Raw genomic sequence first — 26,451 nt, 5'->3', positions numbered from 1 at the left:
TAAACATGTTAAAACTAAATGCATAATTACTTACCTTCTTTCCTTATCTTAGCAATATCCTCAACAGTTACAGTTGGAGCATTGTTTCCCCAACTTTTTCTTTCATGGTTTATAATTGCAGCAGCTTCATCATTTGAAAGCTGATTTTCCCAAGCCGGCATTTCTGAAGAATAAGTTTTTCCATTTATAACTTTTCCTTTAGAACCAAATAAAACTATTTTTATATGTTCGGTTGGATCAGTAGCAGTTACAACCGGATCTCCTTTAAGCGGCGGAAAAGCTTGTTCTACTCCTTGTCCATTAGATTGATGACAACTTGCGCAAATAGAATTATAAAGCTGAGCACCATTGCTATTAACATTTTTTAATAAAGTTTTTCCCTCCATTATTTCATTTGCGTCTTCAATTGGAATTTGTTTTAATGAAAGTAAGTAAGCAACTAAATCATTTGCTTCTTGAGTTGCAACGACCTTTCCAGAATGAGGTGCAAATTCATTTGGTACCGGTACAACCAGATCATTAATGTCGGGATTTTCTTTTATCATAAAAAGCCAAGGGAACGACTGCATAATTGAAAATTTTTCAACGGATCTTGGATTATAAAGATGCATTAATTGCCAAACAGTACTTGGTTGTTTGTTTCCGATATTACTTAAATCGGGACCAGTTCTTTCAGAACCTAAAACGCCGGGTGTCATAGTCCAAATGTCAAGTGGCTTTAACTGGACAAAGTCTGAAGGAGAAGAAGGTCTCCCAAAAATTTTATCTTGAGGGATTGGTCTTACTTGTTGCGTATGGCAATATAAACATCCTTCAGAAATATATATTTTTAGTCCTCTTAGTTCCTGTTCTGTCATTGGTTTTGAATTTGGTAATGGTACAGTATTATTTTGAAGTGAAATAGCCGGACCAACAGCAATAATAAGTGTCATTAATACAAAACCAAAAAAAACACTATAAAAAAGTAATTGGTGATTTTTGTGAAAGTTTATAGTCATACTATCTCTTCTGCAGATTTTGTTATTATATATTTATCAGTAAAAGGTTTCATTTTATACACATTAAATGCAAAAACAATGTGAGAAAAAAACATAAAAGAGCCGCCTACAGCGCGCCATATCCAAAACGGAAACATAAGTTTTACAGATTCAATAAAAGCAGCGCCTGAAATCCAGCTTTCGCCTTGCATAGTTCCGCCAATCATTAATGCAACCCCGTAAATCAAAACACCGAGTAGAGCAAACCAAAAGTGAATACCAACCAAAATTTGAGGCGGTTCATTTCCGGTTAATCTTGGGATTAACGAATAAATTCCTCCCCATATTAAAAATGAAACAAATCCATACATAGTTAAGTGTGAATGCGCAATTGTAAAATTTGTAAAATGCCAAACTTTGTTTAATGATCTTAATGCTTCAAATGAACCTTGACCGGAAGCAAAGAAATAAAAAATTACGCCAACGAGAATAAAAGGCAGTGAGTAGCTCCTTGAAATTGTTCTAAAACTTCCTTTCATGGTTAATAAAAAATTACCTGTACCAGCAAATAGTGTTACAAACATACCGAAGCTGAAAACAATGGCAACTGTTTGCAGCCACCAGGGAATTGGGCTGAAAACAAAATGATGTGCGCCGATCATTGTATAAAAAACCATTTGAGTCCAAAATGCTAATACACCCAAGGAGTAGGAATAAATTGGTTTGTTTAATAATTTTGGTAAAAAGTAATAAGTTAGCCCAAGAACCATAGGGGTAAACCACATGCCAACACCCATATGCATATAATAACCTTGAATAATTGTTTCGCTTAATCCATTTTGATACCAAGGCAGATAAGCGGTTATAGCCACTACAATTGTCCAAATGAACGCCGCTAATATATACCAGTTAGAAATATAAATTTCAGTTGTACCTCTGTTTGCAATAGTTTTATAAAGATTGTGCGCCAGTAATATTAGGCCGGAAGCAAAAACAACCATAACAGGCCAAATAAATTCACGGTATTCCTGACCACCATTATTAATTCCAAAAAATAAACAAATAACCCCAGATAAGACTGAAGTGTTAATAAGAAAGAAACTTATCCATGCACTTTTAATACTAAACAACGTTCTTTGACTAGTGCGAGGTACAACATAAAGTGCAAGAGCAATCATTGATAAAGAACACCATCCCCAAAAAACAACATTTGTATGAATTGGTCTTAATCTTCCAAATGAAAGCCATGGCTCAACGCCAAAATCCGGAGCTGTAAATCTAATACCAAGATATAAACCGATTAGTGTTCCAAAAAAAAGCCAAAATGTTGCAGATGCTATATATGTAAAAACCAATTTTGTAAGTTTATGGTCTTCATTTATAATATCATCAATTTCAATTTTGCTTTTTGATACCGCAAAGGGTCGTGTAATGGACATTAAGTTCTCTCATTAATTTAATTAAAATCATTACCGTATATTAAATGTTAAAAATTATGATATAGTAAATTTTATAACAATGACTTAAGTCATTACTAAAGTTTATTAAATGGAAGTAGTATAAAAATAATTTGGAATACGTAATTATTAAATTAAAAGAGAAAGTAATATATAATAAAAATTTAGTTAAAATTTACATATTAAAATTATAATAAAGTAAGTTGATATAACACCAATTGATATAACCTGATCTAATTCAAATTAATTTCAATATAAATTCTTAATTTTATAAAATAATAATTTGGAAATATTTATGATTCTGCAAGACCTTCCATTATTTTCTGAGTTAACTATAGATGAACTAAGAAAATTAACGCAATTAAGTTATATCAAAAATTATAGTAAAGAAGAATATGTATTTCACGAAGGTGAGGAATTTAAAGGGATATTTATAATAGTAAAAGGCACAATAAAAATATTTAAAATGTCACCACAAGGGAAAGAATATATACTGCATTTATTAACTAAACCGCATTATTTTGGAGATGTTCCTTTATTTACAGGAGGGGATTGTCCTGCAAGCGTGCAGGCAATGGAAGATGCAGCTTTACTTTTTATTCCTAAAAATGAATTTATTATGCTTCTTGAAAATAATCCTAAATTAAGTATTAAGATAATGATTGGATTCGCAAAACGGCTGAAATCAATTTCAGTAAAAGCAGAAGACCTTTCATTAAAAGAAGTAATTAATCGTTTGGCGGATTATATTTTAAACGGAATAGCAAATAATGGAAGCTATAATCTTCCAGAACCTTATTTTAAGATCCCATTATCAAATCCTACATTAGCAGCTGTTCTCGGTACTATACCCGAAACAATATCAAGGGCAATTAAAAAACTGAAAGTCAATAAAGTAATCAGAATGCATAATAGAACAGTATTTGTCGAGGATTTTAAAAGATTGAAAATATTAGCCGGATAATGCCGAATAAATATTATCCGCTCTTTAAGAAAAATAACATACTGCATGATTAAGCCTTTGAACGATAGAATCTAAAAACGTTATTATTCCAAATCAACTATTTTAAATCGAATTATGGTAGTCATAAATTTATTTTAATAATTAAAAATTTAATAATAAAAACATATATGACTATTTTAAATAAAAATAAATAATTCGATTGACTTAAGTCATTTTAATTAATTATATAGGAAAATAATTTTGTATAATATGATTCGCCATTGTACATATCGTAAATAATGTATAAAATAAAACGTTCAAATTTATTAAAAATAAAAATCGATGAGTTATTTTGAATAAGATTTTAAAAATTAAAAGAATATATGATAATGTTAGTAAAGATGATGGAAGCAGAATATTGATCGATAGATTATGGCCAAGAGGAATAAAAAAAGAAGATGCTAAAATTGATAATTGGATTAAAGAAATAGCTCCTTCAAACGAATTAAGAAAGTGGTTTGCGCATGATCCCGCAAAATGGAAAACATTTAAAAGAAAATATTTAATAGAATTGAATGAAAAAGAATACTTATGCGCAGAGATACTTAATTATTGTGATGTAATAACTTTAATTTATTCTGCAAAAGATGAAAAATTTAATAATGCTGTCGTGCTGAAAGAATATTTGGAAAAAAATTATAATAAGTAAAAAATAAAGGATTAATATTTATGAGAATAGATTGGTATAAAACATTGCCGGAAGGTTACAGAGCAATGTTAGGCTTGCAAAAAGTTGTTGATAACAGTAATATCGATCATAAACTTTTTGAATTGGTAAAGATTAGAGCGTCGCAAATTAACGGATGTGCTCATTGCCTGGAAATGCATACAAAAGACGCAAAAGAACTTGGTGAAACTGAACTTAGACTAAACGTATTGGCGGCGTGGAAAGAAGCCCCTATTTATACTGAACGTGAAAAAGCAGCTCTTGCCTGGTGCGAAGAATTAACAAATATTTCCATTACGGGAGCATCCGATTCGGTTTACAAAGAAGTTGAAAAGAATTTTTCACCTACTGAATTGGTTGAGCTTACTTTGGCAATTACTGTAATAAATGCATGGAATAGACTTGCTGTTGGTTTTAGAGCGGATGTCGGGAACTATGTTTCAAAAATAAAAAAAAGTGAATAATTTATATTGTTTGAAAGGGAAAAAATGGAAAATGATTCAATGTATCCTAGAGCGACAATGGAATTAGCAGGTAAAAAAGCGGACTTAGCGCCGAAAAACATTGAAGCTTGGCGAAATTTCAGTAAAACTGTATTTGAAGAGGGTAATCTTTCAAGAAAAACAAAACAATTAATAGCAGTTGCAATTGCACATGCAACACAATGCCCATACTGTATACGATCGCACACAAAGCAGGCAATTATTGACGGCGCAAGCAATGAAGAAATAATGGAAGCAATTTGGATTGCCGCGGAAATGGCCGCCGGCGCAGCTTATGCGCACGCTAATATTGCAATGGATGAAATGGAGAAGTTTAATAATAAAAGAGCAGCTAAATAATTGCTGAATTCTACAATGTAGATTAAAACTCACTTTATTTTCCTATAATGATTTTGTGTAATGAATTTAATTTTATATTACACTAATTCATTTTATTTCTTTTGATAAAAGATTTACTCAATTGTATAAATACTTTTTTTCAATTCTAAATTCATTTATATACCTAATTATCACCTTGAAAAATATTGGTACCAAGAAAAGACTTTTAATCTTGTTTAAATTAATTTAAAGTTTGAACAAACATCACATAAGGTTTAATTTCTTCTAATAACGCCTGCTAAATCTATTAAAAAATATGAAATTTTGACATTTTTATGACAACTATCATAATTAAAAAAATCATTTTACACATGGTTTTTAAATATGAGGTTAAAATGAAAAAATCAGCTAAGTCGAAATTCCATCCAAAATTCTATAATAATTTCGAATTTTTGTTTATTTCAATTATTTCAAAATTCATGCAATTATTTAAGTTAGGTAAAAATAAGAATTCGGCTTCCAACATGGTAAAACTTAACAATATATTTGAGATCATTGAACTTAGAAAGAAATTATTGCTTTATAAGTTTATCAAATTTAATAATCAATTCTATTCCACTCCGACAATTCCGGCATTTCCATCTCATCCATATGATAAAATGGTTGAAAAAGGCGGACTAAATTTTTATCAAGCCGGAACTACTTCAAAATTGCAAATTGATTCAGTATTTCTTGCGGTAACCAATAAATGTAACCTTCATTGCAAATATTGTTACGAGAAATTTAATATTAACAAACAAAAATCAATCCCGGTTAGTAAGTGGACAGAAATAATTTCCAAACTCCAAAATAAAGGTGTTAATATATTTATATTAACGGGTGGGGAACCTTTACTGGAATTTGATAAATTAATTGAAATTTTAAATTTAAGCGACACTCATCAATCTGATTTCCATATTCATACTTCCGGAGCTTCAATTACTAAAGAGAAAGTAAAAGCATTGAAAAAAGCCGGATTAAAAGCTGCTGCAGTAGGATTAGATAATTATGATGCACAAAAACATGATAAGATGAGAGGTAAAGGTTCATTTGAAGAAGCGGTTAAAGCGCTAAAATTATTTAATAATGAAGGTATATTAACTTACATAAATTTTTGTGCTCATAAAGAAATTATAAATGATGGCGGGTTATTCAAATATCTTGATTTTGTGAAAAACTTAAATGTCTCTATGATACAATTGTTAGAACCGAGACCTTGCGGCGGTTATTTTAATAATGATTTTGAAAATTGGTTAAACATTGAAGATAAAATGCAATTAAAGCAATTTACGATCTTAGCGAATAAAAGTAGAAAATATAGAAATCATCCGTTGATTTATTATGTTGCACATGTTGAGTCAAAAACTCAGTTAGGCTGTCATATGGGTGGATTATCTCATTTTTATATTAACAGCGGCGGCGATGTTTGTCCATGCGTATTTTTCCCGGTTACATACGGCAATATATTATCTGAGGATATTTACACTATTTTTAAAAGAATGAGAGAAAACATTCCTTTCCCAATTTTATCCGATTGTCCCTCAATGATATTATCAAAAGAAATAGTACAAATTTATAAAAACGAGAATGAGATACCAATTAAGTATACAAGAATTCAAAATTCTTTAAATAAACTAATCAATAATGAATTATAAATAATTTTAAAAATTATTTTTAAGAGGGACAAAATGAAAAAGCAAATTATTCACAGTTTATTATTAGTAATATTTTTCAATTACATAATGGGATGTTCGCTTTCACAAGTTGATTTGAAGAAAGTAACAGAAATTTCTGGAGATGAATCCATTGATTCAGCGGTTCTTACAAATATGCAAGTGATTTCATTTAACTCAGACGGCGGAAGACTTCATCAAAAAACGTTTCTAGAAGCAGCTTTAGAAAATGATAAGCCATTCATAATTAAAAAAGAACAAATAAAATATTATCGAGTTAGTAAACCTGAAAGCTTTTCAATTTCTGAAATAGGTGATAAACCAATTAAGGAAGCTCAATTGACAAATAATATGTATGTAATTTTTGATAGAAACGGAGGTAGAATTGAAGAAGATAAGTTTCTTTCCGGCAGATCAAATGAAGGTATAGAATTTAAAATAAAACTTGAAAAAGTTTCAAGGGTTTATTCGGAATTCGGTGAATTTGCGACTGAAAACGAAATAATTAATAAGGAGAAAAAATTAACGCAAATTATTAGTCATGGAAATAATTATATTTATAATTTGAATAACGACAGTATTAAGTTTAATGAAAGAAACGTTATAAGTGGAATAACTTCAGACAAAAATTATTTTTTTGAAACTCCAGTTGATAGTGTTTTATATGTTAATATTAAAAAGTATAATACCGCACAAACTATTTTAGCTTTACTTGGAACTACTATTTTAATTGTGGCAGCAATTGCGATAATCGCAATTGCTGCTAAAGAATCATGCCCATTTATTTATTCATTTGACGGAAATAAGTATGTTTTAGACGCCGAACCATTAGGCGGAGCAACGTCATTTGGTCTAGCACGAACTGATTATTCAAGATTGGAATACTTAAAACAGCAGGATAATTTTGCAAAAATTTTAGTCAGAAATGAAGTTGAAGAAACGCAATACATCGACGAGTTGGGAATTATAGCTGTAAATCATGATGAGGATAAAAAAGTTTACCCTGACCTGAATGGTAATTTTTATCAAGTAAAAAATCTTCAAATGCCATCTAAAGCTGTAAATGAAAAAAATCAAGATCTTTTAAAATTAGTAAGTTATGAGGATAATTATCATTGGGAAACAAAACTTCCAATTGATAAAAATGAACTAAATGGAAACCTAAGGCATGAAATAAAAATTGTATTTCCTAAATTAAAAGATCAAAAATCAGTTAAGTTAGTCGCTAATATTGGTACATCACTTTGGGGATCAAGAATGATTAAGGAAATGCTGCAACTTTATGGAAATAATGTAGACTTATATTATAATAAAATTAATGAATTGGGAATTGAATATAAGCAGATGATGAATTTTATTGAAAATGAAGAATTATATAAATTGAAATATTATACTTTTAATGGCGAGACTTGGGATTATCAAGGATTTATAAACGGCGGTGGACCTTTTGTTGCCGAAACCAGAATTTATGATTTAGATATTTCGAATGTCAAAGGGGATTCCATACAAATTAAATTTAATCCGCCGTATGGATTTTGGACAATTGATTATCTCGCTTTAGATTATGAAGATAATTCCAAGCCACAAATACAGCCTTTAGAATTTGTTAATGCAATTAACGACGATGGTAAGAATGTTACTGTTAATTTGATTGCACAAGATAAAATATTTTATGTAATGCCAAAAGTCGGCGATTCATTTGAGGCTTATTATAAGTTAGATAAAGAGATGACTAATGAAGCAACTACTTATTATTTGAAATCACATGGTTATTATGAAATTCATCTTGATAAAACAATTGAGCCTCAATTTGCTATATTAATGAAAATGAACGCGGAAAAAGGTTATATTGTTAAACTATCAAATGAAAAATACAAAGAGTTCGTTTTACAAAATACTAACTGATAATTATATGTTTTGTACAAATTCTATTAAAATGATTTTAATAAAAAAATAAACTCAATTATTAAGCCCGCGAAATGCGGGCATTTTTTGTTAACATTACTACTTAAGTTTTTGACCTTTCTAATTGATTAGAATAATTTAATATTATACTGTAGATTAAGATAAATTATAATATAAAATGAAATCACTTTTATGAAAAAGATAGCCGGTTTAGTTGTCAGTTTTTTTATAGGTTCGATAGGTTTTCTTGTAATATTTAAATTATTTTTCCTGGATAAAATTCCCCGCGAAGATGAGATTGCACCCGGAGTAATTGTTTTTATTTCACTATTACTTGGAACTATTTTTGCGTTTCTTGGTAATGCTATTTCTAATTATTTTAGTAAAAAATAAATTCAACTAAAAGCATAAGAATTAGATATATTAAAAATCTATATTTAAGTTTGTAAATAAAGAAAATTATATATTTAATTAATAAATAACATATCTAATGACAGATACAAAATTATTTATATTGTTTTGCACATTAATCTTTTTGTGTAACAATTGTTCAAATGATGTTAACTCTCCTGAAACAATACAAATTGAAAAAGATTTTTATAAGATCGGAGATAAGTTAGAAAAAGCTTTTCAAAGTGATTCTCAAATTTTATTAGATACAGTGTTTATGGCGTGGGGACAAAATATTAAGCCGTTTTCTTCTAAAGAGATTTCCCAACAATCGGATACTATTCAACAAGCCTACAAAGTTTTTCGGGCATTTTATTCACCCTTGGATTTAGATAGAATTACAAATGGAATTCACGAAAACTATGAAACGGATATTCGATTTATTGTAATTCAGAATTTTATACAAATTGCAATTCTTGATTCAATTAGTAAGGATATTTACAGTATTGGAGAAACAATATGGGAAAAGGATATTGTAGATTTTAGACCAACTCCAAATGAATCTGAATTTCCATTTGTTTACTTAACACCTGAAGCTGATTCAATGATATACAGATTTTTATACAAAACCGATGGTAAACAAAATGATGATCATTCTAAAAGAGTTGACTTTTTAAGAAACGCAATGCAGCTTACTCATCATCATTGGATAAATGACTATCATAAGGAAACAATGCCTTATGCATTTACAATTTATTTTGATAAAATGTTAACAAAGTCATTAGTTTCATTTAGAGTTTTTTATCAATTTGGTAATGCATATTTTGAAAGAACTAAAAATGGCTGGGAATTAAAAAATTCACTTTTATTCGGTATTGAGTAAAAAATTTGTTTATGGTTTATTATGAATAGGATCATCAATAATTGCAATTTGGTCCGGATATTCCATATTTTCAGAAACCGAACTATTGATTACATATTTCGGAAATTTTATTCCAAAGTCCCATTCAATTATTACTGTGTTATTTTCAGAAAATATTTTTTTCTGAGTTTCTTGAGGTCCCGCAAAAATCTGAATTGTTTCTTCATTTTTTCTTTTATCTTTGGTATATATTCTGCATTTAATTGTATGAAACCCATTCTTCATTTTATCAGTATTTGATTGAACATTAAATGGAATTTTAGCACTATTTGAAATCAAAGAGTCATCTATAAAAACTTCAATGGATTTTAAATTGAATTGAGTGCTTGAATCTTTCGCTATAATAGTAATATCAAAAATTCCGTTAACTATTTCATTATTCTTTGGATTTTTTATTATAATCCCAAAATTAATACCTTGAGGATCATCAACATTATCTCGTTTAAACTCAGTTGGATGCTCACAATGTGATAAAATGAATAAAGTAATTAAAAACAATGACGGAGTTATAAAGTATTTTTTCATATAAATCAAAATTTAATTGAATAATTAATTCCTATTGCACTTTTCCCTAAATTCATTGAAAAACCTTGCATTAAGTTTTTCTCATTTGACTGGCGATAACCACCGGCTGGTTCAATAAAAAGCGCGTCCAAAATATTAATAAGATAAATACCAAGAGTTGAATAAATAAAAATATCTCTCATTTTAGCATCGTTCTTGGCGGAATCATAGTATTTCTGTGTTTCCATTGCATTTATTAAAACCGGATAATCTATTATTCCGTTAATTATTATAGGCTTACTATCACTCCCATTATAAAATTGTTTATATTCAATGTAATTATCATTATTATTAATAAAGGAATAATGATACTTGATAGCAAGAGCAATACACGTAACAGTTAAGCCTATATATGCGTAACCTCTAAAGTTTTGTCCTTTGTACATTTGACTTGCGCCGGGGAAAAAACCTAAAAGCTGTGCCCAAGTTTTTTCAGGCTTGTTATATATTAAAATTGTCTGAAACTGTTTTGAATTGATATTTATATTTCTAACTGAAGTTTCGGCAAAGGAGTTTTTAGCTTCTATAATATGCTTTCCCTCAGATAAATCGTTTAAAGTAGGACCTTTACTTAAAAATTTTCCGTCAATGAAAATTTCAGAATCATCATCAGTATAAATCTCAGAGTTAATTTTTGATTTAATCCATGGATAGCTGCTCCCATAATATATATTTTTATCTTTTAATTCAGTTATTATATTACAATCATGCGTTAGTGTTATTCCTTCAACAATATTTACTGTAAAATTATAATCTCTATACTTATTTGAAACAATTGTAAAATCATGAATCCCGACCGATAAAGTAAATATACTATCTTGATTAACGGTTATAAACTTGTCATAATCCTTGTCAATTATTAAATAATATGAATTTAGGTCAACATGAATAATTATTTTTAATTGACCGAGGCTTGAATTATTTGAATTATCTTGGGCATGAAAAATAGAAAATGTGAAAAACAGCAAGGGAAAAAATATTCTCATAGTATTACCTAATGTATTAAAATTAAGAATTCTAATAAATATTATTAAAAATTATAAATAATAATAAATATATTTTATTATTTAAACATAAACAAGATAAAATTATCGTAAATAATGTATCTATAGATTTTATCAGATTATGAATATTGATTTATTTGATTTAATAATTTTTAATAAGGTTTTACAAAAGTTTTAATGTAATTTAATTGAAGTAATTAGACAGTAATAATGAAAAAAGAAATTTGCATAAATTAAATAATATTTTATGATTTTAATGAAACTTAATATCTTGTCAGCATTTATTAACATTCTCTATTAATATGCGTAAAATACTAATAATATTATTTTTATTGAATATTAACACATTTGCTCAATGGAAAGAAATTAATTCTTCCAAAATAGAAATATTAACATCACTTGAAACTACGTTGTTGCTCGGCGATAAGCATTATGAAACTAACATAAAAAAAACGTATTCGGATATTTATCCGGTTAGCCTTTATTTAAATTTCTTGTTTTATACATCCGCAAATATTGCGTTAGAAATAAAACCGGGACTTGTATTCGGAGGCGATATTTATACCGGAGCTGACGCGGGCTTATTTGTAAGATATTATTTTGAAAGTCGAAAATATTTTGCGAGTTTAGGATTGAATTTACATCAAAACTTTAGCGGAGGACATGGTTTATCGCTTGCCGTTAGGTCTTCCGGCGAATCATTTTTATTTTATGGAATTAAATTCGGCTATAAACCGAAAGAGAATTTTGCTTTTACTTTGGGTTATTATTTTTTACCGGGTAATAATTGGTTGTTTTTAATTAGAGATTCTTATGATATTTCAAAATCGTACTCAGTGAATTTAAATCACGCGGTAAAATTAGGATTTGAATTAGCATTGTAATTCGACTTATAAAATTTATTTTTTGTGAAATATATTATATTTTATTTTTGCTAAAACAGAAACCACAGTTTTGCTAATCGAATGAAAAAAGTAAAATCAGTAAGCATTAACCCCAATCATACTTTTTCAAAAAATAGAGTAAATCAAATAAAATTGATAGAAGGTTTGGGTGTAGAAGGGGATTCGCATTTTGGTAAAAATGTTCAGCATCGGTTTTTAGCAAAAAAAAAATCCAAATCAAGACAATCTTCGCCAAGTTCACTTAATTCATTTTGAACTTTTGGAAGAACTTAATGGTAAAGGATTTAAAGTCCTTGAAGGAGATTTAGGTGAGAACATAACTACTTTTGGGATTGATTTACTAAGTCTTCCGACAAACACAATTCTTAAAATAGGTAACGCTGTTAAAATTAAAATAACCGGATTAAGAAATCCGTGTCTGCAACTGGATAATTTTCAAAAAGGATTATTAAAAGCCGTAGTTGAAAAAGATGAAAAAGGTAACGTAATTAGAAAATGCGGTGTTATGGGAATTGTAGAGAAAGGCGGACAAATAAAAGTCGATGATGAAATTGAATTAGTTTATCCAAATGAGCCTTATGAAAAATTAATTTGCGTTTAAATGCTATTGTAAGGCTTTTATTTATTTCAAAAATTTTGCGCAATTATTTAAATATATTATTTTATGATGATATAATATTTAGATTTATAATCCTTATCAAATAAAAATAATTTTGAGTTGAAGATATTCTTAAAAACTATCTTGAATTTTTTGAATATTAAAATAATTGTGTAACCAGAATGACTTTTATTCTCTAAATTATTAAGATTACAAGTCATATTTAATAAAGGTAAAAGTATATGGGAAAAGGAAGGCTAGAAGCTTTCAGCGATGGAGTAATCGCGATAATTATTACAATTATGGTACTTGAATTAAAAGTGCCTAAAGATTATGATTTTAATTCAATATTCTCCATAATACCGCATTTTTTAAGTTATGTTTTAAGTTTTATATATTTAGGAATTTATTGGAATAATCACCATCATTTGCTGCACGTTTGTAAAAAAGTAAATGGAAAAATTCTTTGGGCAAATCTGCATTTATTATTTTGGTTATCATTAGTGCCATTCGCAACCGCTTGGATGGGTGAAAATCATTTTGAAACAATACCAAGTATAACTTATGGAGTGATATTATTTTTTTCCGCTATAGCGTATTATATTTTACAAATTCAGATTATAAAAACGCATGGCGAAAATTCTGATTTAAAAGCAGTCATTGGTAATGATTTTAAGGGGAAAGTTTCAGTAGTTTTATATTTAACAGCTATACTTGCGGGATTTATTTTTAAGTGGATTTCTTTTGGTATTTATATTTTAGTAGCTTTAATTTGGCTGATTCCGGACAAACGAATTGAGAAGAAATTTTCTGATTTATAAACGGGAATGTATTACTCGAAATTTAGAACGTATTTCAAAATTTAAAAAGAATTTATTAAATTTAAGACCGTAATAATTCTTTTGTTAAAAGTAATAAAGAAATTATAATTTTGGGGCTATAGCTCAGCTGGGAGAGCGTTTGACTGGCAGTCAAAAGGTCTGGAGTTCGATCCTCCATAGCTCCACAGACCGTAAGTTATTTATTTGAAATGTTTTACAGCCCTCGCCAAGAGAGTTTTTTAATGCCTACCATTAGAATTTTCAATAGTTTTTTCAATAGTTTTAACATTATTCGAATTTAATTTTTTTGTTAATTTCTTCTTTCAACTGGTCTCATCATTGAATATAAAAATTTTTAGGTGGTTTATTTTTTTGGTGATCTAATAATACTTGAGGCTGCATAAACACAATATTATTTGCCGCTAAAGATCCAAGTGTTTTACGAATCTTTAAGATTGTAATTCATTCCCTAATTTCTTCTTGCTCCTGTAAAAAAGGTAAGGCCGCTTTTGTATGGAAAAATTTTTTCCCCGGAAAAATAAAGGTTTTTTTTCTCAATTAGATTGATTTGAGATTGTTATGGATAGGAAAAAGCGATGTACGTTTTCCCTTAACATTCCTATAATGAATAAAACCCTCATTAAAGTCAAAATCTTCCGGAGTGAGCGTCAATGTAGTTGAGGGACGGAATCCGGTCAAGAAGGTAAATTTCACAAAAAAATAATGGTTTGTTTTATATAAGTTATCATTATCCTTAAAGTAATCAAAAATTATCTTTCTATCAGATTCCGGAATTATTTTAACCGGCATTCGTTCAATAGGCACAGTTTTAATGATGTTGGTTTTACAATAATTATTGTCAACAAACCATTTCCAAATTATGCTAAGATGTTTTGTGTACGTTGCGATTGTATTTCCGCTTAATTCCTGTTCTTTGAGTGCTTTAATAAATTTTATTCCATGCGACGGATCATATTTCTTTACTGATAAATCTCCAACGATTCCTATAAATCTAATTGCGGCTTGGTTGTAAGATTGATATCCGCTTTTTGTTAATACTCGTGATTCTAAGAATTTTAACAATGCTGCGGATAATTTAATATCTGAAATTCTTATTCCAGTAGCAGCTGTAAAGTTATCATTTGCAATATCCGACTGCATCATTAGCAAGAGCTTTTTCGCTTCTTTACGGCCCTCTCTGGTGTTAAAAAACGGAGTCACTCTCATCTTTGTATTTCTGGAATTTTTATCATACCAGAAAAGATAAAGTTTCTTTTTGGTGTCAGTCGAATTGTTCGGTACTGTGTTTATCCAAGGCATTTAAATTATATTTTATTAAATTCTAAGATACCAGAGTTAATTTTCTTGTTTGTAACTGATTGGCTTTGCAATTGAGTTTGAAGCATCCTTTTAACCATTTGATCTAATACTCCAATTGATCTTTTTGATTTTTCGTAATTACATATTACCAAATTCATGTTAATCCTCTTGCATTTAATAGTTAATAATTCTAAAAATATAATTATAAAAGTAACCAAACTAAACCTTGTCCAATCATTTATTTTAAACCTCATAATCCCATTTATGGTATAATAAAGGATAGTCATAAAAGAGTATAAAATCAATATTTGTAATTTCGGTTTCTTGTAACAAAAGCAAAACTTTATTATACTTATTGAGTACACAATTTCTTGTAAAATCACAATTAAGTAGATATTGCTTAATCAATTTGTTATTCCGACTTACGCAATGTCAAACTATTTGCCGTCGATTTTTTTAATGGGTTGCAAATTAATTTTTCCTTCAAATTACAATGAGACATTTGCTAGGGTAATCTCGCACTAAGCGGTTCATATTTTTGTAACTTTTGCTTGCATAGAAATTGTTAAAGAAGTCAATAGGATTAAAGAAGTAATGAAACATATAAATTCTCCTCAAAGAATTTTCATATTATTTTCAATTACCCCTCACGTAAGAAACTTTATGATACTTTTCGTTTTGGAATATAATTTGAATATAACGAGTTTAATAGCTATAATTATCACTATAACCCAGTTATAATCTTAGTCAAGAACATAAATTTAAAACAAAAAATATTAAAATAAGGGTTGTTTATTATTATCTACCAAATTTTATTACATATCTTTTACTAAATCATTAGGTGTTTTTTTAACTTTAGAGGATGACCAATCTACCACTTCAGTGACAATTAAACCATCATCCGCATCAAGGCAATTGTTAAAAAATCTCTTAGTTTGTTTGGTTTTAACTTTTTAATACCTGTAGATTCTACTATTGGTACTGAATTCAAGAAGCTATCATTCAATAGGTTGAATAATTTTGATAATCCGTCCTTCTTCAAATCGTAAGTTAGAAAATAAAGTGCAATTTTGCGTCTCATTCATTAATTATGAAAAAATAATATACTTCATCAAAAAAAAATCAATTGATCAATTTATTTGGTGAATGTTCAGAAGCTAAAAAGAGAAATTTATCAATTGCTGAGGATAAATTACTAAAATTATCACCATTTTCGCCAAAATTCGAAAAAATTCTCTAATATGGTTTAATATACTTGGGAATTTGAGTCAAGATTTTTATGAGTTTCAATATCAGAATTAGTATAAAATAAGTATTCGTCATAATAAAACGCTAAACTGGAGATTTTTAAGATTGCCGCTTTATTAAACTAAAAGTTTGATTGACAATGGAAATCATATAAAAGTGAAAGCCAACCTTGGATCAATAAAAGAGGTAATCTGTCAATAGCTGCTGATTTTTAAAATTTAGTGTTAGGAAATCAAACGCGGATTGAGTTCTTGATCAATTGGTTTGGTAAAAGAAATTTTATAAACTCTCCAAATTTTACCATTTTTAAAAACAACGAGGAATCAATGCCTTGGTTAGCCGCATAGTCAATTTTCTACAAACGTATCTTTAATTTGTTATCAGTAACATTTACTGCTGAAAAGAAAATCATTTTCAACAAATTATTGCAATTATTATAATTTTGATCGAACCATAAACTCAAAGTTATTTCAGAATATTTGTCATATCAAAACTACGAAAGTAAATCTGTTATAATTATAACAGTATCAGATTCATTTACATCGCGTGATTTTGCATTATTGTAAAATTGGTTGAAATTTTTTAATACCCGTGCTTAACCGGTCATACACTTTTGATGGTATGTTTGCCATTTCTAATCTCAAATAATTAAATTTATATTGTTAAGTCATCCAGTAATTAGTGCCGAACCAACTTTAGTTTAATATTTTCTATAATCGACACAATCTTGCTTTAATTAACCTTCCAGAAGTCCCAATAATTCTTCCATTGATGCAATTAATCTCCATCTCCATTGCCGGGATTGTCTTTATAAACTTCAAATTTCTTAACAACTCGATATAATTATTGGATTATTGAATATTGTCTCTATTAAAATAGAATTGATTAACTTTATGTAAAATTTAGGATACCGCAATAACTTGTAATTTGTTTCAGAAATTTCAAAAGGTAAAAAAAGGAATGTTTTTCTTAAAACACATCAGTTTATAAACTTATAAATGTAGGTTTCTAGAAATATGTCTGATGGATGTACAACATTGCTGGTATAAAAGTTATACTTATCATGTATTAATTTGTCAAAAACTTTTCAAGGTAAATCCTTTTAATTCTTGGATCACACCCTCGAAGAAATTTTTTTCTAAATCATTTAAAAATACTTAAGGTATTTTGATTAATGCAATCCAATAAAAAGTGTAAATTGCCGTGCTAAGTCCCTTCTTTTTTCCTTAACTTTTGTACCACACCCAAAACAGCAATTTCAACACGTAATTTGTTATTCTCATTATTAATTCGGAAATTTTATTCTCTTTTCCTCAATCATTTTTATATATCGATAATTTTCAGCTTCAAGATTTGTTATTCTCTCTTCAAATTTTTCTTCAATATTATTCAGCCTTTCCAAAATAGTCTCATCATTATAACTTTTTCCGGTAAGCAGTTTATTTATATCAATATTTTGTTCAGCAAGTTTGTAAAGGAATTTATTTAGGTCTCTTGGTGTTTTTGACTAGTATAAACAGAAAGATTATGATATTAAGTTTTTTAGCTAGTTCATCCAATACCGCCAAAATCATTTTGTGCAACATTTTTTAATCTTTCCGCAAAAATTTTAATGTCAAATTCTTTCATTTCTCACTATTTTATAAAAATCTTACTTGCACGTTAGAAATGACTTGCAAAAATATATCTTGCACGTTATATTTACTCTCAACAATTATAATGTTTAGAGAATTAAGTGCTATGTATAAAAAACATTATTAAAAGCCTTAGAAAAAACAATTACAACTGGAGTTGAAATTGCTAAAACTGAAGGCTAATACAACTACCGGTTTTGAAAAATCGCATCTTCTGGAAATCCAAGCATTCTTTTCTTCGCTCAACCTTATTTAAGTATTCAATAAATAAACATTTAAAATAATTAAGAGTATTAACAAATGCAATCAGTAAAAGAAACCACACTCATCGAAAAAAGAAAATTTGTTGAACAAGGAAAAGCTCTGGATGCCTTTGAAGTTGAACTTTTGGCAATGAAAAATACGGCAGAAAATTCAGAAGGGAAATTGCCAAGGTTTTTGAGATCAGTGAAGTACAGATATCAAACGCGTTCAACGGAAAAGCTCCATTCATATTGTTCAAAATAAACGAATTGCTTAACCCTAAAATAGATGCTGTTGATAAGGAAGTAAATAGCAATTAGTGCACAATTATCAATAAACCAATTACACAAAGGAGGAAATAATGCTGCCGGAAAGAGATCACACAATTGCAACACGCACTATGAATCAGCTGATTCAGAATTACAAGGATAGTCATGAAGCTACAGTTGAAAATCCGATGCTTCATAAGTTCCATGCCGACCAGGTTAAAAAATTAGTAAGTACACCGGATTGTTCTCAGTTAGTAGTTGCCAAAGGATTGACTACTGAAGGAGTTGAGGTTGTAATACTTCAAGGTTTGGATTCGAAAGGAACCTTACTCGGAGCTCTTGAATATGCTTTCCCATGTCCGCCAAACTGCGGTTAATATGGAAAATTTAATGTTCGCTGTGGATGATTATATGATACTCGGATTGAACGCTATCATAGCTTCATTGGCAATTATTGAAATAAAGAAAGATGGCAAACTTAAAGGTTTTTCAATAAGGATGCTGTTTATGGTAGCGGTTCAAATATTCCAGTACGCGCTAGCAAAGTTATCAGTCAACAATATTTTCATATTTCATTTTTGTATCCCGATTGATTTTGCGTTGTTGGCCATGGTATTTCATGAATGGGAGCAAGAGTACAAAGAACTCTACAAATATTCATCAATAATACTTTGGCTGGTAATCGTTTTAGACTGCGGCATGAGTTCATTCAGAGCTATTCCGATAAATTCATTGGTTCTAAGCAGTCTCACATTTACGGTTTTTTCTACAAGAGCATTATATGTATCAGAGACCAAGCGGATCGGAACAATAGCTTTCGGGCTGGTCATTTATTACAGTCACAGTTCAGCAATATTTTATCTGTACAAACTTACTGACTTAATGATGCCAATGGTCTATCATGACTTTGTGATCATGGCATCATTGGGAATATTCATTTACGGGTATATGAATGGACGCGAATAGTTTATACATAATAATTGCAAGCGTGTTTACCGTTATGGCGATAACAATAAAGCTTCAGCGGGATGAGATAACAAGGAAGCGGGAAAAATCGGTTGATAATCAGTTCAAGATATTGAATGAAAAAATTGACATGATGGCAAAAGAAAAAGGTTTGACAAAAAGAGAGATTGAAATACTAAGTGAAGTAATGGAAGGAAAAACGAGCAGAGAAATCGGGGAAGAGTTGTTTATAGCTGAAGGAACAGTAAAAAGGCACCGTGATAACTTGATGAAGAAAATCGGCGCAAAAAATTTAATGGAAGTAATAAAAATTTTGGTGAAATAAAATGGGTTTTTGGGATGACGTATCGCCGGAGCAGAGAGCTCTGATAAAGGGAAGAGAAAAAGTACCAAAGTGCGTTGCCGCAAAGATAATTGGAATTAAGAGGGAATATTTCGACCGGGCTTATGTTAACACCGGATTGATAACTGGTTTTATACCGGCCGGATATAAAACACCGCTTTTTATGTTAGGGATATTTTTGCCATTCGGGAAAAGAACACGAGATAGCAAAAGAAAAGGAAGAGGAAAAAGAGCGGCTAAGGACCGAGAACAAATTTACGGATGATTACTTTGAAAATTTATTTAAGCGCGCAAGAATGATGACAAGTGCAGAGTTGAGAAGTAAGAAAAATTTCACAAGGAAGAAAAAGGAAAAAATTAGGAGCTGAATATGGAACAGATTATTTACATCGCTGCAATCGCTGTTTTAATGTTGATTATTGGTTATTTCATAGGTCAATCGGAAGTAAGAAAGCTGAAGAAAGAAAATCAGAACATTAACAAACTTTACCGCAAAACAGCGCTCGAAATGCATAATTCGGAAGGAAGAAATAGAAGATTAAGGAACTGCATTGCCAATTATCTTCCGGAAAAAGAAAGCCGAACAATTGAAAAAAATCCAAAGCCGGTAAAATGGAATTTAGGCAAACTAATGACAAAAATCATAATTAAAAACGGTTCGGTAGAATCATGCCTATATAACGATTACAAAAGTATTGCTGTAACTGCGGGAAATATGATATCTGCGATCTGAAAAATGATAAAGGAAATCGAATACCGCTATTTACAGCGGGAAATATGTTCTTTCTTTCGGTTACGGTGATACTGTTTGTTCTGGTTTTAATCTTAAGAATGGTGTTCGGATGGAAATAAGGTACAGGACCGAAATTATAAGAAATGAGCGGCAAATTACCGCTGTTTTGGGTGAAGATAGATGTGAGTTAGTAAAAGGCTTAACTCAGCCGGATATTAAGCTTCCATTTGTAAATAATGACAAACTAATAGATATAAAATTTACTTATTCCTTCAGCGAAGAAACACGCAAAACATACGTGAATTTTACACTGCACAGATTTGTAAAGAATATCAGTACTGTAGAGAAACTGATTGAGGCGGCGGATAAACTTTTGGAGAGTTATGCCAAATGAGTATATGAGAGTGGTTTACTTTAGTTATGTAACTAAAATGAAGTTTGATGAAATAAAGAAGCTGGAAAGTGAACGAATTTTTAAGACAAAGATTGATTTGGGAGTTGAGTACATTAAACTAAACAAAGCGGCCAAGGAGAAGATTTTAGAAAAGCGGCCGAATTACTTCGACAAAATATTTGAGCAAGAAATGCCGAACGGAGTTACATATTACGGATTTATGGGAAAGTGCTGCTTGAACTACAAGGTTAAAGGAAATGAAGACTAAATACTATAAAAATCCAATAATTAAGCAACGAAATAATACCGGAATAAAAGTGAAAGAAAAATCGCTTATCCGAATTAGATGCAAAGCAGATAATTGCGTGTTAAAATAATTTGGTTCTGCCGACAAAATTGGGAAAATGGATGCCGGTTGAGCTTGGATCAATTCCTCCGGAAGATCTTCATGAAATTAATTTAGGAGGAGTTGTTTTCTATAACAAAGATCGCCATCAAACACATTTTGGAAGATGCACGCAAACAGAAAAATTCAGTAAAAAAAATAAATAGGAGCAGTAATGACTGAGAAAAAATTTAAAGAGAGTTTTAAAATATTGCCGGTTGAGGATATTATCCCTAGCAGAACCAATCCGAGAAAAGAATTTAACCAGCTGAAGCTAAACGAACTTGCTGAATCAATAAAAAGCAACGGCGTAATTCAGCCGGTTATTGTAAGAAAGAACGGAGAGCCAAAAAATAAATATGAATTGGTTTCCGGAGAAAGAAGATTGAAAGCCAGCCGGCTTGCGGGCTTGGAAGAGATTCCCGCAATAATTAAAGACCTAACAGATGAGCAAGTTTGGGAGATCCAAATCATTGAAAATCTTCAGAGAGTAGATATTCATCCTCTTCATGAAGCAGAAGGGTTTAAACGTGTAATTGATTCCGGGAAGTACACAAAGGAATTACTTGCGGCCAAGGTAGGGAAAAGCAGAAGCTATATTTCCCAGAGAATAAAGTTGAACGATCTCACGGTTGAAGCGAAGAATAAATTTTATGAAGGAAAAATACTGTTAGGTCATGCTCTAATAATCGCAAAGCTTCAAGAGAAAGATCAGAAAGAAGTTTTGAGCTGGAGGATAACAAACACTTCGGTTGAGGAGCTTGAAAATACAGTAAAGCAAAGATTTTTATCACGTATTGCGGACGCGCCGTTTAATCCGGAGGATCAAGGATTGGCGCCGGAGATGGGAAAGTGCTCCGCATGCTACATGAGAAGCGGATTTGATCCAAGCTTATTTCCGGAGTTGAAGGAAGATGATTACTGCACGTTCAGAAAATGTTATGATGAAAAAATTATCGGCTCATATTGAAGAATCGATTAACAAATCGAACGGACAGCTGGTAAAAAATCGCTCACTTTTGGAATAGTGCTTATGATAAAGTAGAAGGCGAAATATTAAATAGATACCATTACAAACTTGCAAATGAGTGTGGTGAAGATGATGAAGATTTAAAAAATTATGAAGAAAAGACCGGTATTTGGATTGACGGGCCGAACAAAGGTTTTACTGCGGCAATACTGGTTGAAAATAAAGAAGAATCGGAAGCTGTGGATGATAATGAAGATGAAAAGAGCGTGAAAGTGACGCTCAAAATCAACTTTCTAAGGCAAATAGAGAGATCCAAGATAAAAGGTTGAAGAAGTTGGCTGATCATTTGGTAATCGGCGTACTTAAGAAATTCGATGAAGTCCGGGAGTTTACACTTGAAGTAATGAAAGAAATTGCAAAATCGATTTACTGGAACCTTGATTCTGATATTGAATCTACGGTCGCACTTGCATTGAAGCTGGTTAATGACGAAGAGGAATATGGAAATTTCAGTTTTGATGATTTCATTGATGAGTGTGATGATCCGAAATTGCTTAAGGATATTATCATGCAATTTGTCATCCACAATTTAGCGACAAATACATATCACAAAGATTTTGAAACACTTAAGAAAATTGCTGTTAATGAGTATGATATTGATTTGGATGCAATAGAAAAACAAATCACAGAAGAAATGCCGTTTGAAGAAAATTAAAATTAAGGACCAGTAATAATGATTTTTTCATTCGATACGGAAATTGCGCAGAAGTACGGAGACAGAGCCGCGTATTTTCTTGGTTATTTGCAGAATATCATTACAATGAATAAAGCGAATAACAGAAATTGTTTTGAAGGAAGAACATGGAGCTACAACTCTATGGAAGCTTTCGGGGAAAATATATCCATGGTTAACTAGGCGACAAATCCGGGTGATGATTGACAATCTGGTTGATCAAGGAATAATTAAAAAATGTAACGCGCAAAATGATTTGGGAGTTAAAGGTATAAACAATCAGACCAACGCATATGCTTTTGTGAATGAAAAAGATTGGATTAAGATTGCGGAGAGCGAAGAAAAACCGTTGGACGAAAAAGTCCAACGCAAATCAGATTCGTTGGACGGAAATGTCCAGCCGTTGGACGAAAAAGTCCAACTGTTGGACGGAAAAGTCCAACCTAATAACAATTCTTTACCATTAATAACCATTGAGAGAGAAAACACTCTCGATGAAGTTTGTACTATTTTGTGGAGAAGTATTTATCTGAACACTCAGGAATTGTAGAAATTGATTTTGTTTCTTTTTTGATCAACAATTATGGTGAAGAGAAAACCAAAAAGATTTTATATGATTTTAAGTTTAACAACTTCCATTCAGTTAAAACTATGAAAGAATCATTAAATGATGATGGAACAATTAAACCTAAGAATGATGGTAAATCAGAATCAAAACTGCTTACATACAGCGAGATGCTGGAGATTCAAAACAAAAAGGACAGAGAGATTTTCAAAAAAGCCGAGACGATAAAACGAGGTGATAAAACTTACTGGAAGTTAAAGGAGGCTGTGTGAAAATTCTAAGTATAAAACAGCCGTGGGCATGGCTGATTGTTGAAGGGTTAAAAGATGTTGAGAATAGAACTTGGTACACGAATTTCAGAGGTAAGTTTTTAGTTCATGCAGGAAAGAGCTTTGATGATTTGGGATATTATTACTTGCTTCATTGGGGTAATACGAAAGAGAAAAAGGCTATTTCAGAGATGCTCCCATCAAAATCGGATTTTTATAAAGGCGGGATAGTTGGGATAAGTGAAGTAGTTAATTGTGTTACAAAAAGTGAAAGTATTTGGTTTGAAGGTCCGTTTGGTTTTATGTTGGGAGAAAGCCGACCTTTAGATTTTATTCCTCTTAAAGGCAAATTAGGATTTTTTGAATCAGAGGAGTTAAAAATATTTACAGCAAAGAGTTGCAAAATATTAAAAGATAACAGCGTAAAAATTGCTGAAGATGAAATGATGGAAGGCGGCACCGGAGGAAGCAGAGAATGAAATTAAAAATTTTGGATGCTGTTGATAATAGATTGGATGAACGAAGAGAGAAAAGAAAAACTGCAGAAGATCTTTTCAGTTCGGCTATAAAAATCCGCGATAATTTTACATGCAGAAAATGCGGCACATCCGGTGTAGTAATGGAAACAGCACATTTCATCACCAGAGGTAATAAGAAAGTACAATTCGAATTTAATAATGGATTTACTCTATGTAAGTATAATTGTCATATTTGGGCTCACAAGAAACGTATAGAATTTGAAGAATGGGTTAAGCTTCAACTCGGAGATAAAAAATTTTATTCATTGGTCCAATTGGCAAATTCCATTTGGAAAGAAACGGCTGAATTCTATGATGAAAAAATTATTGAACTGAGAGCTTATATTAAAAAAAATAAGAGGTGAATATGAGTATCAGATATTTCTTATACATGAAGGGATCGAAACGAATAGTAAGTAAACCTATGATTCACAAAGAAAAGGCAAACGAGATTAGGGATTATTTTAATAAAGGGAATTCAACAATAGAAGTTGGATATGGAGATTATAACCTTAAAACCGGAGAGTACTCCAACATACATTATGCAAAAGAGGATTAGGTGTAATTGCGGCGGCAGTTTATTTCGGGAAGGCAGACTTATACGTTGTGAAAAGTGCAGGCAATATATATCCTCAAATAAGCAGACGCAAATACTCAAAACAATGTGTATGCACGGCAGGGAGCGTTATAGGATTAATTATCTGAAGAAAAAGGGGGCGCAAAGGCTGGTTAAAATTAAGTGAAGCGGGCGAACTAAAAGGTAAAAATCTATTATGGATGTGGAATCATGTTTATTTATTTAATACACTCAATAAGCCATTAAGAGTTGTTTATGACAAGGTTTTCATCAATTACAAGCCAAGATATGGAGCGAAGAGAATATGATTGTTGTTAAAGCAGAGATGAATAATAAAAATGTATATAAACATATACTGCAGTTAAAAGGGGCAAACAAAAAAGCTGTAGTCAGATCCTTGAACAGAATAACAACCGGAGCAAAAAACAGCTGCTTCTAATGATATTCGCAGAAGAATCAATATCAAGAAAAAAGATCTTGAAAAAGATATGAGCATTAAGAAAGCAAATTATACAAAACCTATCACAACAATTCTAACAGTCTCAAAGAAAAAAGGAATTGGGCTTGTTAAATTTGGCGGAATGTGGACTCGTAAAAATAAAAAAGGCGCGTCATTCATGATGAAGAAAGGTTCAAGAAAATATATGCTAGATAGTTTTATTTCTACAATGCCAAATAAACACAAAGGAATTTATATAAGATTTGGCGAAAAGAAAGAAGTATTGTCAGGTAAATATGCAAGGACAAATGAGGCAAAGAATAAAAGAAAAGTTCGGCCCGAGTTCGGCAAAATTAATGCGATCGAGACGAGTTAAGAATGTTATTGATAATCATATATCTATGAATTGGAATAAACAATATGAAAGTGATCTCAAATACTATCAAAATAAATAAGAGTTTTTGCGGGTCCTTTCCTGATATTTCGAACTTGGGTGCGGAACGAGCGCGTGGTTTCATTTCCAGCCAGGATTTAAAAAGTGAGTTCGGTTCGTTTTAAAATTAATAGAGGAATAAATGATAACAATAGAAAATAAAATAATTGGGATGGAACTGATTGATTGGAGAAATTGTGAATGGCTTCAAGACAGTTCTCTGAAGGATGATGATCCCAAATCATTTGAGAAATTAAAAAATTCATTGGTCCGGCATCATTTTATTGATGCTTTCAAAGTGTGGAAAGATGGAACCGGTAAGGTTTGGATACTCGATGGCCGCACGCGTAAACTTGGAATGATGCAGTTGGAAAATATTGGTTATACAATTCCGGACCAACTTCCTGCACAAATAATTAATTGCAGCAATAAAAGAAGCCGCAGAGCTGGTTCTTGTCTTCAATAGTATTTACAATAAAATTACTATGGAAGGATTAAAAGCTCACATTGATTTAAATGAATTACTTCTTGATGATATTAAAGATACCATTAACATTTTTGGAATTGATCTTAATAAAATATTTCTCGGAGATCACAAATCTTCAGAGGAGTTAAACAAAATTCGGATCTTCCTCAAACTGCAATTTCTCAGCGCGGAGATATTTT

35 protein-coding genes, 1 tRNA gene and 1 pseudogene are annotated in these 26,451 nt (G+C 30.6%); 31 read left to right on the top strand and 6 right to left on the bottom strand.

All coding sequences use genetic code 11. The annotated features are described in order from the left end of the window. Positions 1-26: 26 nt before the first annotated feature. A complete protein-coding gene (locus IPK06_04930) occupies positions 27-998 on the bottom strand; it encodes a cytochrome c (GenBank protein ID MBK7979342.1) in 972 nt (323 codons plus the stop codon). Beyond that, positions 995-2,416, bottom strand: coding sequence for a cbb3-type cytochrome c oxidase subunit I (locus IPK06_04925; protein MBK7979341.1), 1,422 nt, complete (start codon positions 2,414-2,416; stop codon positions 995-997). The genes IPK06_04930 and IPK06_04925 overlap by 4 nt, the downstream gene beginning before the upstream one ends. Before the next feature lie 313 nt (positions 2,417-2,729). Between IPK06_04925 and IPK06_04920 the strand changes: the two genes are divergently transcribed. From IPK06_04920 to IPK06_04885, 8 genes are all read left to right on the top strand, one after another. Further along, the gene (locus IPK06_04920; protein MBK7979340.1) at positions 2,730-3,398 is read left to right on the top strand and encodes a Crp/Fnr family transcriptional regulator; all 669 of its coding nucleotides are present in this window, start codon (positions 2,730-2,732) and stop codon (positions 3,396-3,398) included. Positions 3,399-3,729: 331 nt separating this feature from the next. Beyond that, positions 3,730-4,086 carry a DUF488 domain-containing protein gene (locus IPK06_04915; GenBank protein ID MBK7979339.1) on the top strand — a complete coding sequence of 119 codons (357 nt, stop codon included), beginning with the start codon at positions 3,730-3,732 and terminating at the stop codon, positions 4,084-4,086. Positions 4,087-4,100: 14 nt separating this feature from the next. Beyond that, positions 4,101-4,568, top strand: a complete 468-nt coding sequence (locus IPK06_04910; protein MBK7979338.1) for a carboxymuconolactone decarboxylase family protein — start codon at positions 4,101-4,103, stop codon at positions 4,566-4,568. Positions 4,569-4,592: 24 nt separating this feature from the next. Next, on the top strand, positions 4,593-4,946 hold the full coding sequence (locus IPK06_04905) for a carboxymuconolactone decarboxylase family protein (GenBank protein ID MBK7979337.1): 354 nt from the start codon (positions 4,593-4,595) through the stop codon (positions 4,944-4,946). Between the two features lie 374 nt (positions 4,947-5,320). Then, positions 5,321-6,619, top strand: coding sequence for a radical SAM protein (locus IPK06_04900; protein ID MBK7979336.1), 1,299 nt, complete (start codon positions 5,321-5,323; stop codon positions 6,617-6,619). Positions 6,620-6,652: 33 nt separating this feature from the next. Next, entirely contained in the window at positions 6,653-8,542 is a 1,890-nt protein-coding gene (locus tag IPK06_04895) for a hypothetical protein (GenBank protein MBK7979335.1), read from the top strand. Between the two features lie 192 nt (positions 8,543-8,734). Beyond that, the gene (locus tag IPK06_04890) at positions 8,735-8,935 is read left to right on the top strand and encodes a hypothetical protein (protein ID MBK7979334.1); all 201 of its coding nucleotides are present in this window, start codon (positions 8,735-8,737) and stop codon (positions 8,933-8,935) included. Between the two features lie 97 nt (positions 8,936-9,032). After that, positions 9,033-9,815, top strand: coding sequence for a hypothetical protein (locus IPK06_04885; protein MBK7979333.1), 783 nt, complete (start codon positions 9,033-9,035; stop codon positions 9,813-9,815). 9 nt (positions 9,816-9,824) lie between these two features. On the opposite strand, the gene IPK06_04880 is transcribed toward IPK06_04885, so the two are convergent. After that, the gene (locus IPK06_04880; GenBank protein ID MBK7979332.1) at positions 9,825-10,379 is read right to left on the bottom strand and encodes a hypothetical protein; all 555 of its coding nucleotides are present in this window, start codon (positions 10,377-10,379) and stop codon (positions 9,825-9,827) included. A gap of 5 nt (positions 10,380-10,384) precedes the next feature. Next, on the bottom strand, positions 10,385-11,404 hold the full coding sequence (locus IPK06_04875; protein ID MBK7979331.1) for a hypothetical protein: 1,020 nt from the start codon (positions 11,402-11,404) through the stop codon (positions 10,385-10,387). Between the two features lie 320 nt (positions 11,405-11,724). Between IPK06_04875 and IPK06_04870 the strand changes: the two genes are divergently transcribed. The 4 genes and pseudogenes from IPK06_04870 to IPK06_04855 all read left to right on the top strand — a co-directional run bounded on the left by IPK06_04870 (position 11,725) and on the right by IPK06_04855 (position 13,931). Then, positions 11,725-12,306, top strand: coding sequence for a hypothetical protein (locus IPK06_04870; protein MBK7979330.1), 582 nt, complete (start codon positions 11,725-11,727; stop codon positions 12,304-12,306). Positions 12,307-12,387: 81 nt separating this feature from the next. Then, positions 12,388-12,928 (top strand): annotated as a pseudogene (locus tag IPK06_04865) (MOSC domain-containing protein). Between the two features lie 239 nt (positions 12,929-13,167). Beyond that, positions 13,168-13,746, top strand: coding sequence for a DUF1211 domain-containing protein (locus IPK06_04860; GenBank protein MBK7979329.1), 579 nt, complete (start codon positions 13,168-13,170; stop codon positions 13,744-13,746). Positions 13,747-13,858: 112 nt separating this feature from the next. Beyond that, positions 13,859-13,931, top strand: a tRNA-Ala gene (locus tag IPK06_04855). Between the two features lie 373 nt (positions 13,932-14,304). On the opposite strand, the gene IPK06_04850 is transcribed toward IPK06_04855, so the two are convergent. Together IPK06_04850 and IPK06_04845 are read right to left on the bottom strand one after the other, a co-directional pair. After that, entirely contained in the window at positions 14,305-15,066 is a 762-nt protein-coding gene (locus tag IPK06_04850) for a hypothetical protein (GenBank protein MBK7979328.1), read from the bottom strand. Positions 15,067-15,071: 5 nt separating this feature from the next. After that, positions 15,072-15,224 (bottom strand): hypothetical protein, encoded by a 153-nt coding sequence (locus tag IPK06_04845; protein ID MBK7979327.1) that lies wholly within the window; start codon positions 15,222-15,224, stop codon positions 15,072-15,074. Between the two features lie 3,024 nt (positions 15,225-18,248). Here IPK06_04845 and IPK06_04840 point away from each other — a divergent pair. The 19 genes from IPK06_04840 to IPK06_04750 all read left to right on the top strand — a co-directional run bounded on the left by IPK06_04840 (position 18,249) and on the right by IPK06_04750 (position 26,251). Beyond that, entirely contained in the window at positions 18,249-18,455 is a 207-nt protein-coding gene (locus tag IPK06_04840; protein ID MBK7979326.1) for a hypothetical protein, read from the top strand. A 97-nt stretch (positions 18,456-18,552) separates the two neighbouring features. Then, entirely contained in the window at positions 18,553-18,837 is a 285-nt protein-coding gene (locus IPK06_04835; GenBank protein MBK7979325.1) for a hypothetical protein, read from the top strand. Between the two features lies 1 nt (position 18,838). Further along, entirely contained in the window at positions 18,839-19,426 is a 588-nt protein-coding gene (locus IPK06_04830) for a hypothetical protein (GenBank protein MBK7979324.1), read from the top strand. 130 nt (positions 19,427-19,556) lie between these two features. Further along, positions 19,557-19,751 (top strand): helix-turn-helix transcriptional regulator, encoded by a 195-nt coding sequence (locus tag IPK06_04825; protein MBK7979323.1) that lies wholly within the window; start codon positions 19,557-19,559, stop codon positions 19,749-19,751. 1 nt (position 19,752) lies between these two features. Continuing rightward, on the top strand, positions 19,753-20,034 hold the full coding sequence (locus IPK06_04820) for a hypothetical protein (GenBank protein MBK7979322.1): 282 nt from the start codon (positions 19,753-19,755) through the stop codon (positions 20,032-20,034). 105 nt (positions 20,035-20,139) lie between these two features. Then, a complete protein-coding gene (locus IPK06_04815) occupies positions 20,140-20,502 on the top strand; it encodes a hypothetical protein (GenBank protein ID MBK7979321.1) in 363 nt (120 codons plus the stop codon). Positions 20,503-20,611: 109 nt separating this feature from the next. Then, a complete protein-coding gene (locus IPK06_04810) occupies positions 20,612-20,896 on the top strand; it encodes a hypothetical protein (protein MBK7979320.1) in 285 nt (94 codons plus the stop codon). Continuing rightward, the gene (locus IPK06_04805; GenBank protein MBK7979319.1) at positions 20,886-21,164 is read left to right on the top strand and encodes a hypothetical protein; all 279 of its coding nucleotides are present in this window, start codon (positions 20,886-20,888) and stop codon (positions 21,162-21,164) included. Before IPK06_04810 ends, IPK06_04805 begins: the two co-directional genes overlap by 11 nt. A gap of 140 nt (positions 21,165-21,304) precedes the next feature. Further along, on the top strand, positions 21,305-21,448 hold the full coding sequence (locus tag IPK06_04800; protein ID MBK7979318.1) for a hypothetical protein: 144 nt from the start codon (positions 21,305-21,307) through the stop codon (positions 21,446-21,448). Positions 21,449-21,456: 8 nt separating this feature from the next. Next, entirely contained in the window at positions 21,457-22,251 is a 795-nt protein-coding gene (locus tag IPK06_04795) for a ParB/RepB/Spo0J family partition protein (GenBank protein MBK7979317.1), read from the top strand. A gap of 325 nt (positions 22,252-22,576) precedes the next feature. Beyond that, on the top strand, positions 22,577-22,966 hold the full coding sequence (locus IPK06_04790) for a hypothetical protein (GenBank protein MBK7979316.1): 390 nt from the start codon (positions 22,577-22,579) through the stop codon (positions 22,964-22,966). Between the two features lie 18 nt (positions 22,967-22,984). After that, positions 22,985-23,167 (top strand): hypothetical protein, encoded by a 183-nt coding sequence (locus tag IPK06_04785; GenBank protein ID MBK7979315.1) that lies wholly within the window; start codon positions 22,985-22,987, stop codon positions 23,165-23,167. A gap of 16 nt (positions 23,168-23,183) precedes the next feature. Next, entirely contained in the window at positions 23,184-23,534 is a 351-nt protein-coding gene (locus tag IPK06_04780) for a hypothetical protein (protein ID MBK7979314.1), read from the top strand. Next, positions 23,498-23,821: a hypothetical protein gene (locus IPK06_04775; GenBank protein ID MBK7979313.1), complete on the top strand. Its 324-nt coding sequence runs from the start codon at positions 23,498-23,500 to the stop codon at positions 23,819-23,821. Before IPK06_04780 ends, IPK06_04775 begins: the two co-directional genes overlap by 37 nt. After that, a complete protein-coding gene (locus IPK06_04770; protein ID MBK7979312.1) occupies positions 23,818-24,297 on the top strand; it encodes an ASCH domain-containing protein in 480 nt (159 codons plus the stop codon). Before IPK06_04775 ends, IPK06_04770 begins: the two co-directional genes overlap by 4 nt. After that, positions 24,294-24,701 carry a hypothetical protein gene (locus tag IPK06_04765; protein MBK7979311.1) on the top strand — a complete coding sequence of 136 codons (408 nt, stop codon included), beginning with the start codon at positions 24,294-24,296 and terminating at the stop codon, positions 24,699-24,701. Before IPK06_04770 ends, IPK06_04765 begins: the two co-directional genes overlap by 4 nt. 26 nt (positions 24,702-24,727) lie before the next feature. Beyond that, positions 24,728-24,895 carry a hypothetical protein gene (locus tag IPK06_04760; GenBank protein MBK7979310.1) on the top strand — a complete coding sequence of 56 codons (168 nt, stop codon included), beginning with the start codon at positions 24,728-24,730 and terminating at the stop codon, positions 24,893-24,895. 506 nt (positions 24,896-25,401) lie between these two features. Then, positions 25,402-25,728 carry a hypothetical protein gene (locus tag IPK06_04755; GenBank protein ID MBK7979309.1) on the top strand — a complete coding sequence of 109 codons (327 nt, stop codon included), beginning with the start codon at positions 25,402-25,404 and terminating at the stop codon, positions 25,726-25,728. Positions 25,729-25,927: 199 nt separating this feature from the next. Beyond that, the gene (locus tag IPK06_04750) at positions 25,928-26,251 is read left to right on the top strand and encodes a hypothetical protein (protein ID MBK7979308.1); all 324 of its coding nucleotides are present in this window, start codon (positions 25,928-25,930) and stop codon (positions 26,249-26,251) included. Positions 26,252-26,451: the final 200 nt, after the last annotated feature.

This window comes from Ignavibacteriota bacterium (assembly GCA_016713565.1).
GTDB lineage: Bacteria > Bacteroidota > Ignavibacteria > Ignavibacteriales > Melioribacteraceae.
Note: the sequence above shows the minus strand (reverse complement) of the source record. Positions and strands in the feature narration are given on the sequence as shown.

Coding starts and splice junctions, on each gene's coding strand:
- IPK06_04860 (MBK7979329.1), top strand. CDS start 13,168: ATGGGAAAAGGAAGGCTAGAAGCTTTCAGCGATGGAGTAATCGCGATA.
- IPK06_04825 (MBK7979323.1), top strand. CDS start 19,557: ATGATGGCAAAAGAAAAAGGTTTGACAAAAAGAGAGATTGAAATACTA.
- IPK06_04885 (MBK7979333.1), top strand. CDS start 9,033: ATGACAGATACAAAATTATTTATATTGTTTTGCACATTAATCTTTTTG.
- IPK06_04890 (MBK7979334.1), top strand. CDS start 8,735: ATGAAAAAGATAGCCGGTTTAGTTGTCAGTTTTTTTATAGGTTCGATA.
- IPK06_04800 (MBK7979318.1), top strand. CDS start 21,305: ATGCCGGTTGAGCTTGGATCAATTCCTCCGGAAGATCTTCATGAAATT.
- IPK06_04785 (MBK7979315.1), top strand. CDS start 22,985: ATGATTTTTTCATTCGATACGGAAATTGCGCAGAAGTACGGAGACAGA.
- IPK06_04820 (MBK7979322.1), top strand. CDS start 19,753: ATGGGTTTTTGGGATGACGTATCGCCGGAGCAGAGAGCTCTGATAAAG.
- IPK06_04870 (MBK7979330.1), top strand. CDS start 11,725: ATGCGTAAAATACTAATAATATTATTTTTATTGAATATTAACACATTT.
- IPK06_04815 (MBK7979321.1), top strand. CDS start 20,140: ATGGAACAGATTATTTACATCGCTGCAATCGCTGTTTTAATGTTGATT.
- IPK06_04845 (MBK7979327.1), bottom strand. CDS start 15,224: ATGAATTTGGTAATATGTAATTACGAAAAATCAAAAAGATCAATTGGA.
- IPK06_04810 (MBK7979320.1), top strand. CDS start 20,612: ATGGAAATAAGGTACAGGACCGAAATTATAAGAAATGAGCGGCAAATT.
- IPK06_04830 (MBK7979324.1), top strand. CDS start 18,839: ATGGAAAATTTAATGTTCGCTGTGGATGATTATATGATACTCGGATTG.
- IPK06_04750 (MBK7979308.1), top strand. CDS start 25,928: ATGATAACAATAGAAAATAAAATAATTGGGATGGAACTGATTGATTGG.
- IPK06_04895 (MBK7979335.1), top strand. CDS start 6,653: ATGAAAAAGCAAATTATTCACAGTTTATTATTAGTAATATTTTTCAAT.
- IPK06_04765 (MBK7979311.1), top strand. CDS start 24,294: ATGAAATTAAAAATTTTGGATGCTGTTGATAATAGATTGGATGAACGA.
- IPK06_04805 (MBK7979319.1), top strand. CDS start 20,886: ATGCCAAATGAGTATATGAGAGTGGTTTACTTTAGTTATGTAACTAAA.
- IPK06_04760 (MBK7979310.1), top strand. CDS start 24,728: ATGAAGGGATCGAAACGAATAGTAAGTAAACCTATGATTCACAAAGAA.
- IPK06_04930 (MBK7979342.1), bottom strand. CDS start 998: ATGACTATAAACTTTCACAAAAATCACCAATTACTTTTTTATAGTGTT.
- IPK06_04920 (MBK7979340.1), top strand. CDS start 2,730: ATGATTCTGCAAGACCTTCCATTATTTTCTGAGTTAACTATAGATGAA.
- IPK06_04835 (MBK7979325.1), top strand. CDS start 18,553: ATGCTGCCGGAAAGAGATCACACAATTGCAACACGCACTATGAATCAG.
- IPK06_04755 (MBK7979309.1), top strand. CDS start 25,402: ATGAGCATTAAGAAAGCAAATTATACAAAACCTATCACAACAATTCTA.
- IPK06_04840 (MBK7979326.1), top strand. CDS start 18,249: ATGCAATCAGTAAAAGAAACCACACTCATCGAAAAAAGAAAATTTGTT.
- IPK06_04875 (MBK7979331.1), bottom strand. CDS start 11,404: ATGAGAATATTTTTTCCCTTGCTGTTTTTCACATTTTCTATTTTTCAT.
- IPK06_04795 (MBK7979317.1), top strand. CDS start 21,457: ATGACTGAGAAAAAATTTAAAGAGAGTTTTAAAATATTGCCGGTTGAG.
- IPK06_04880 (MBK7979332.1), bottom strand. CDS start 10,379: ATGAAAAAATACTTTATAACTCCGTCATTGTTTTTAATTACTTTATTC.
- IPK06_04925 (MBK7979341.1), bottom strand. CDS start 2,416: ATGTCCATTACACGACCCTTTGCGGTATCAAAAAGCAAAATTGAAATT.
- IPK06_04905 (MBK7979337.1), top strand. CDS start 4,593: ATGGAAAATGATTCAATGTATCCTAGAGCGACAATGGAATTAGCAGGT.
- IPK06_04850 (MBK7979328.1), bottom strand. CDS start 15,066: ATGCCTTGGATAAACACAGTACCGAACAATTCGACTGACACCAAAAAG.
- IPK06_04900 (MBK7979336.1), top strand. CDS start 5,321: ATGAAAAAATCAGCTAAGTCGAAATTCCATCCAAAATTCTATAATAAT.
- IPK06_04780 (MBK7979314.1), top strand. CDS start 23,184: ATGATTGACAATCTGGTTGATCAAGGAATAATTAAAAAATGTAACGCG.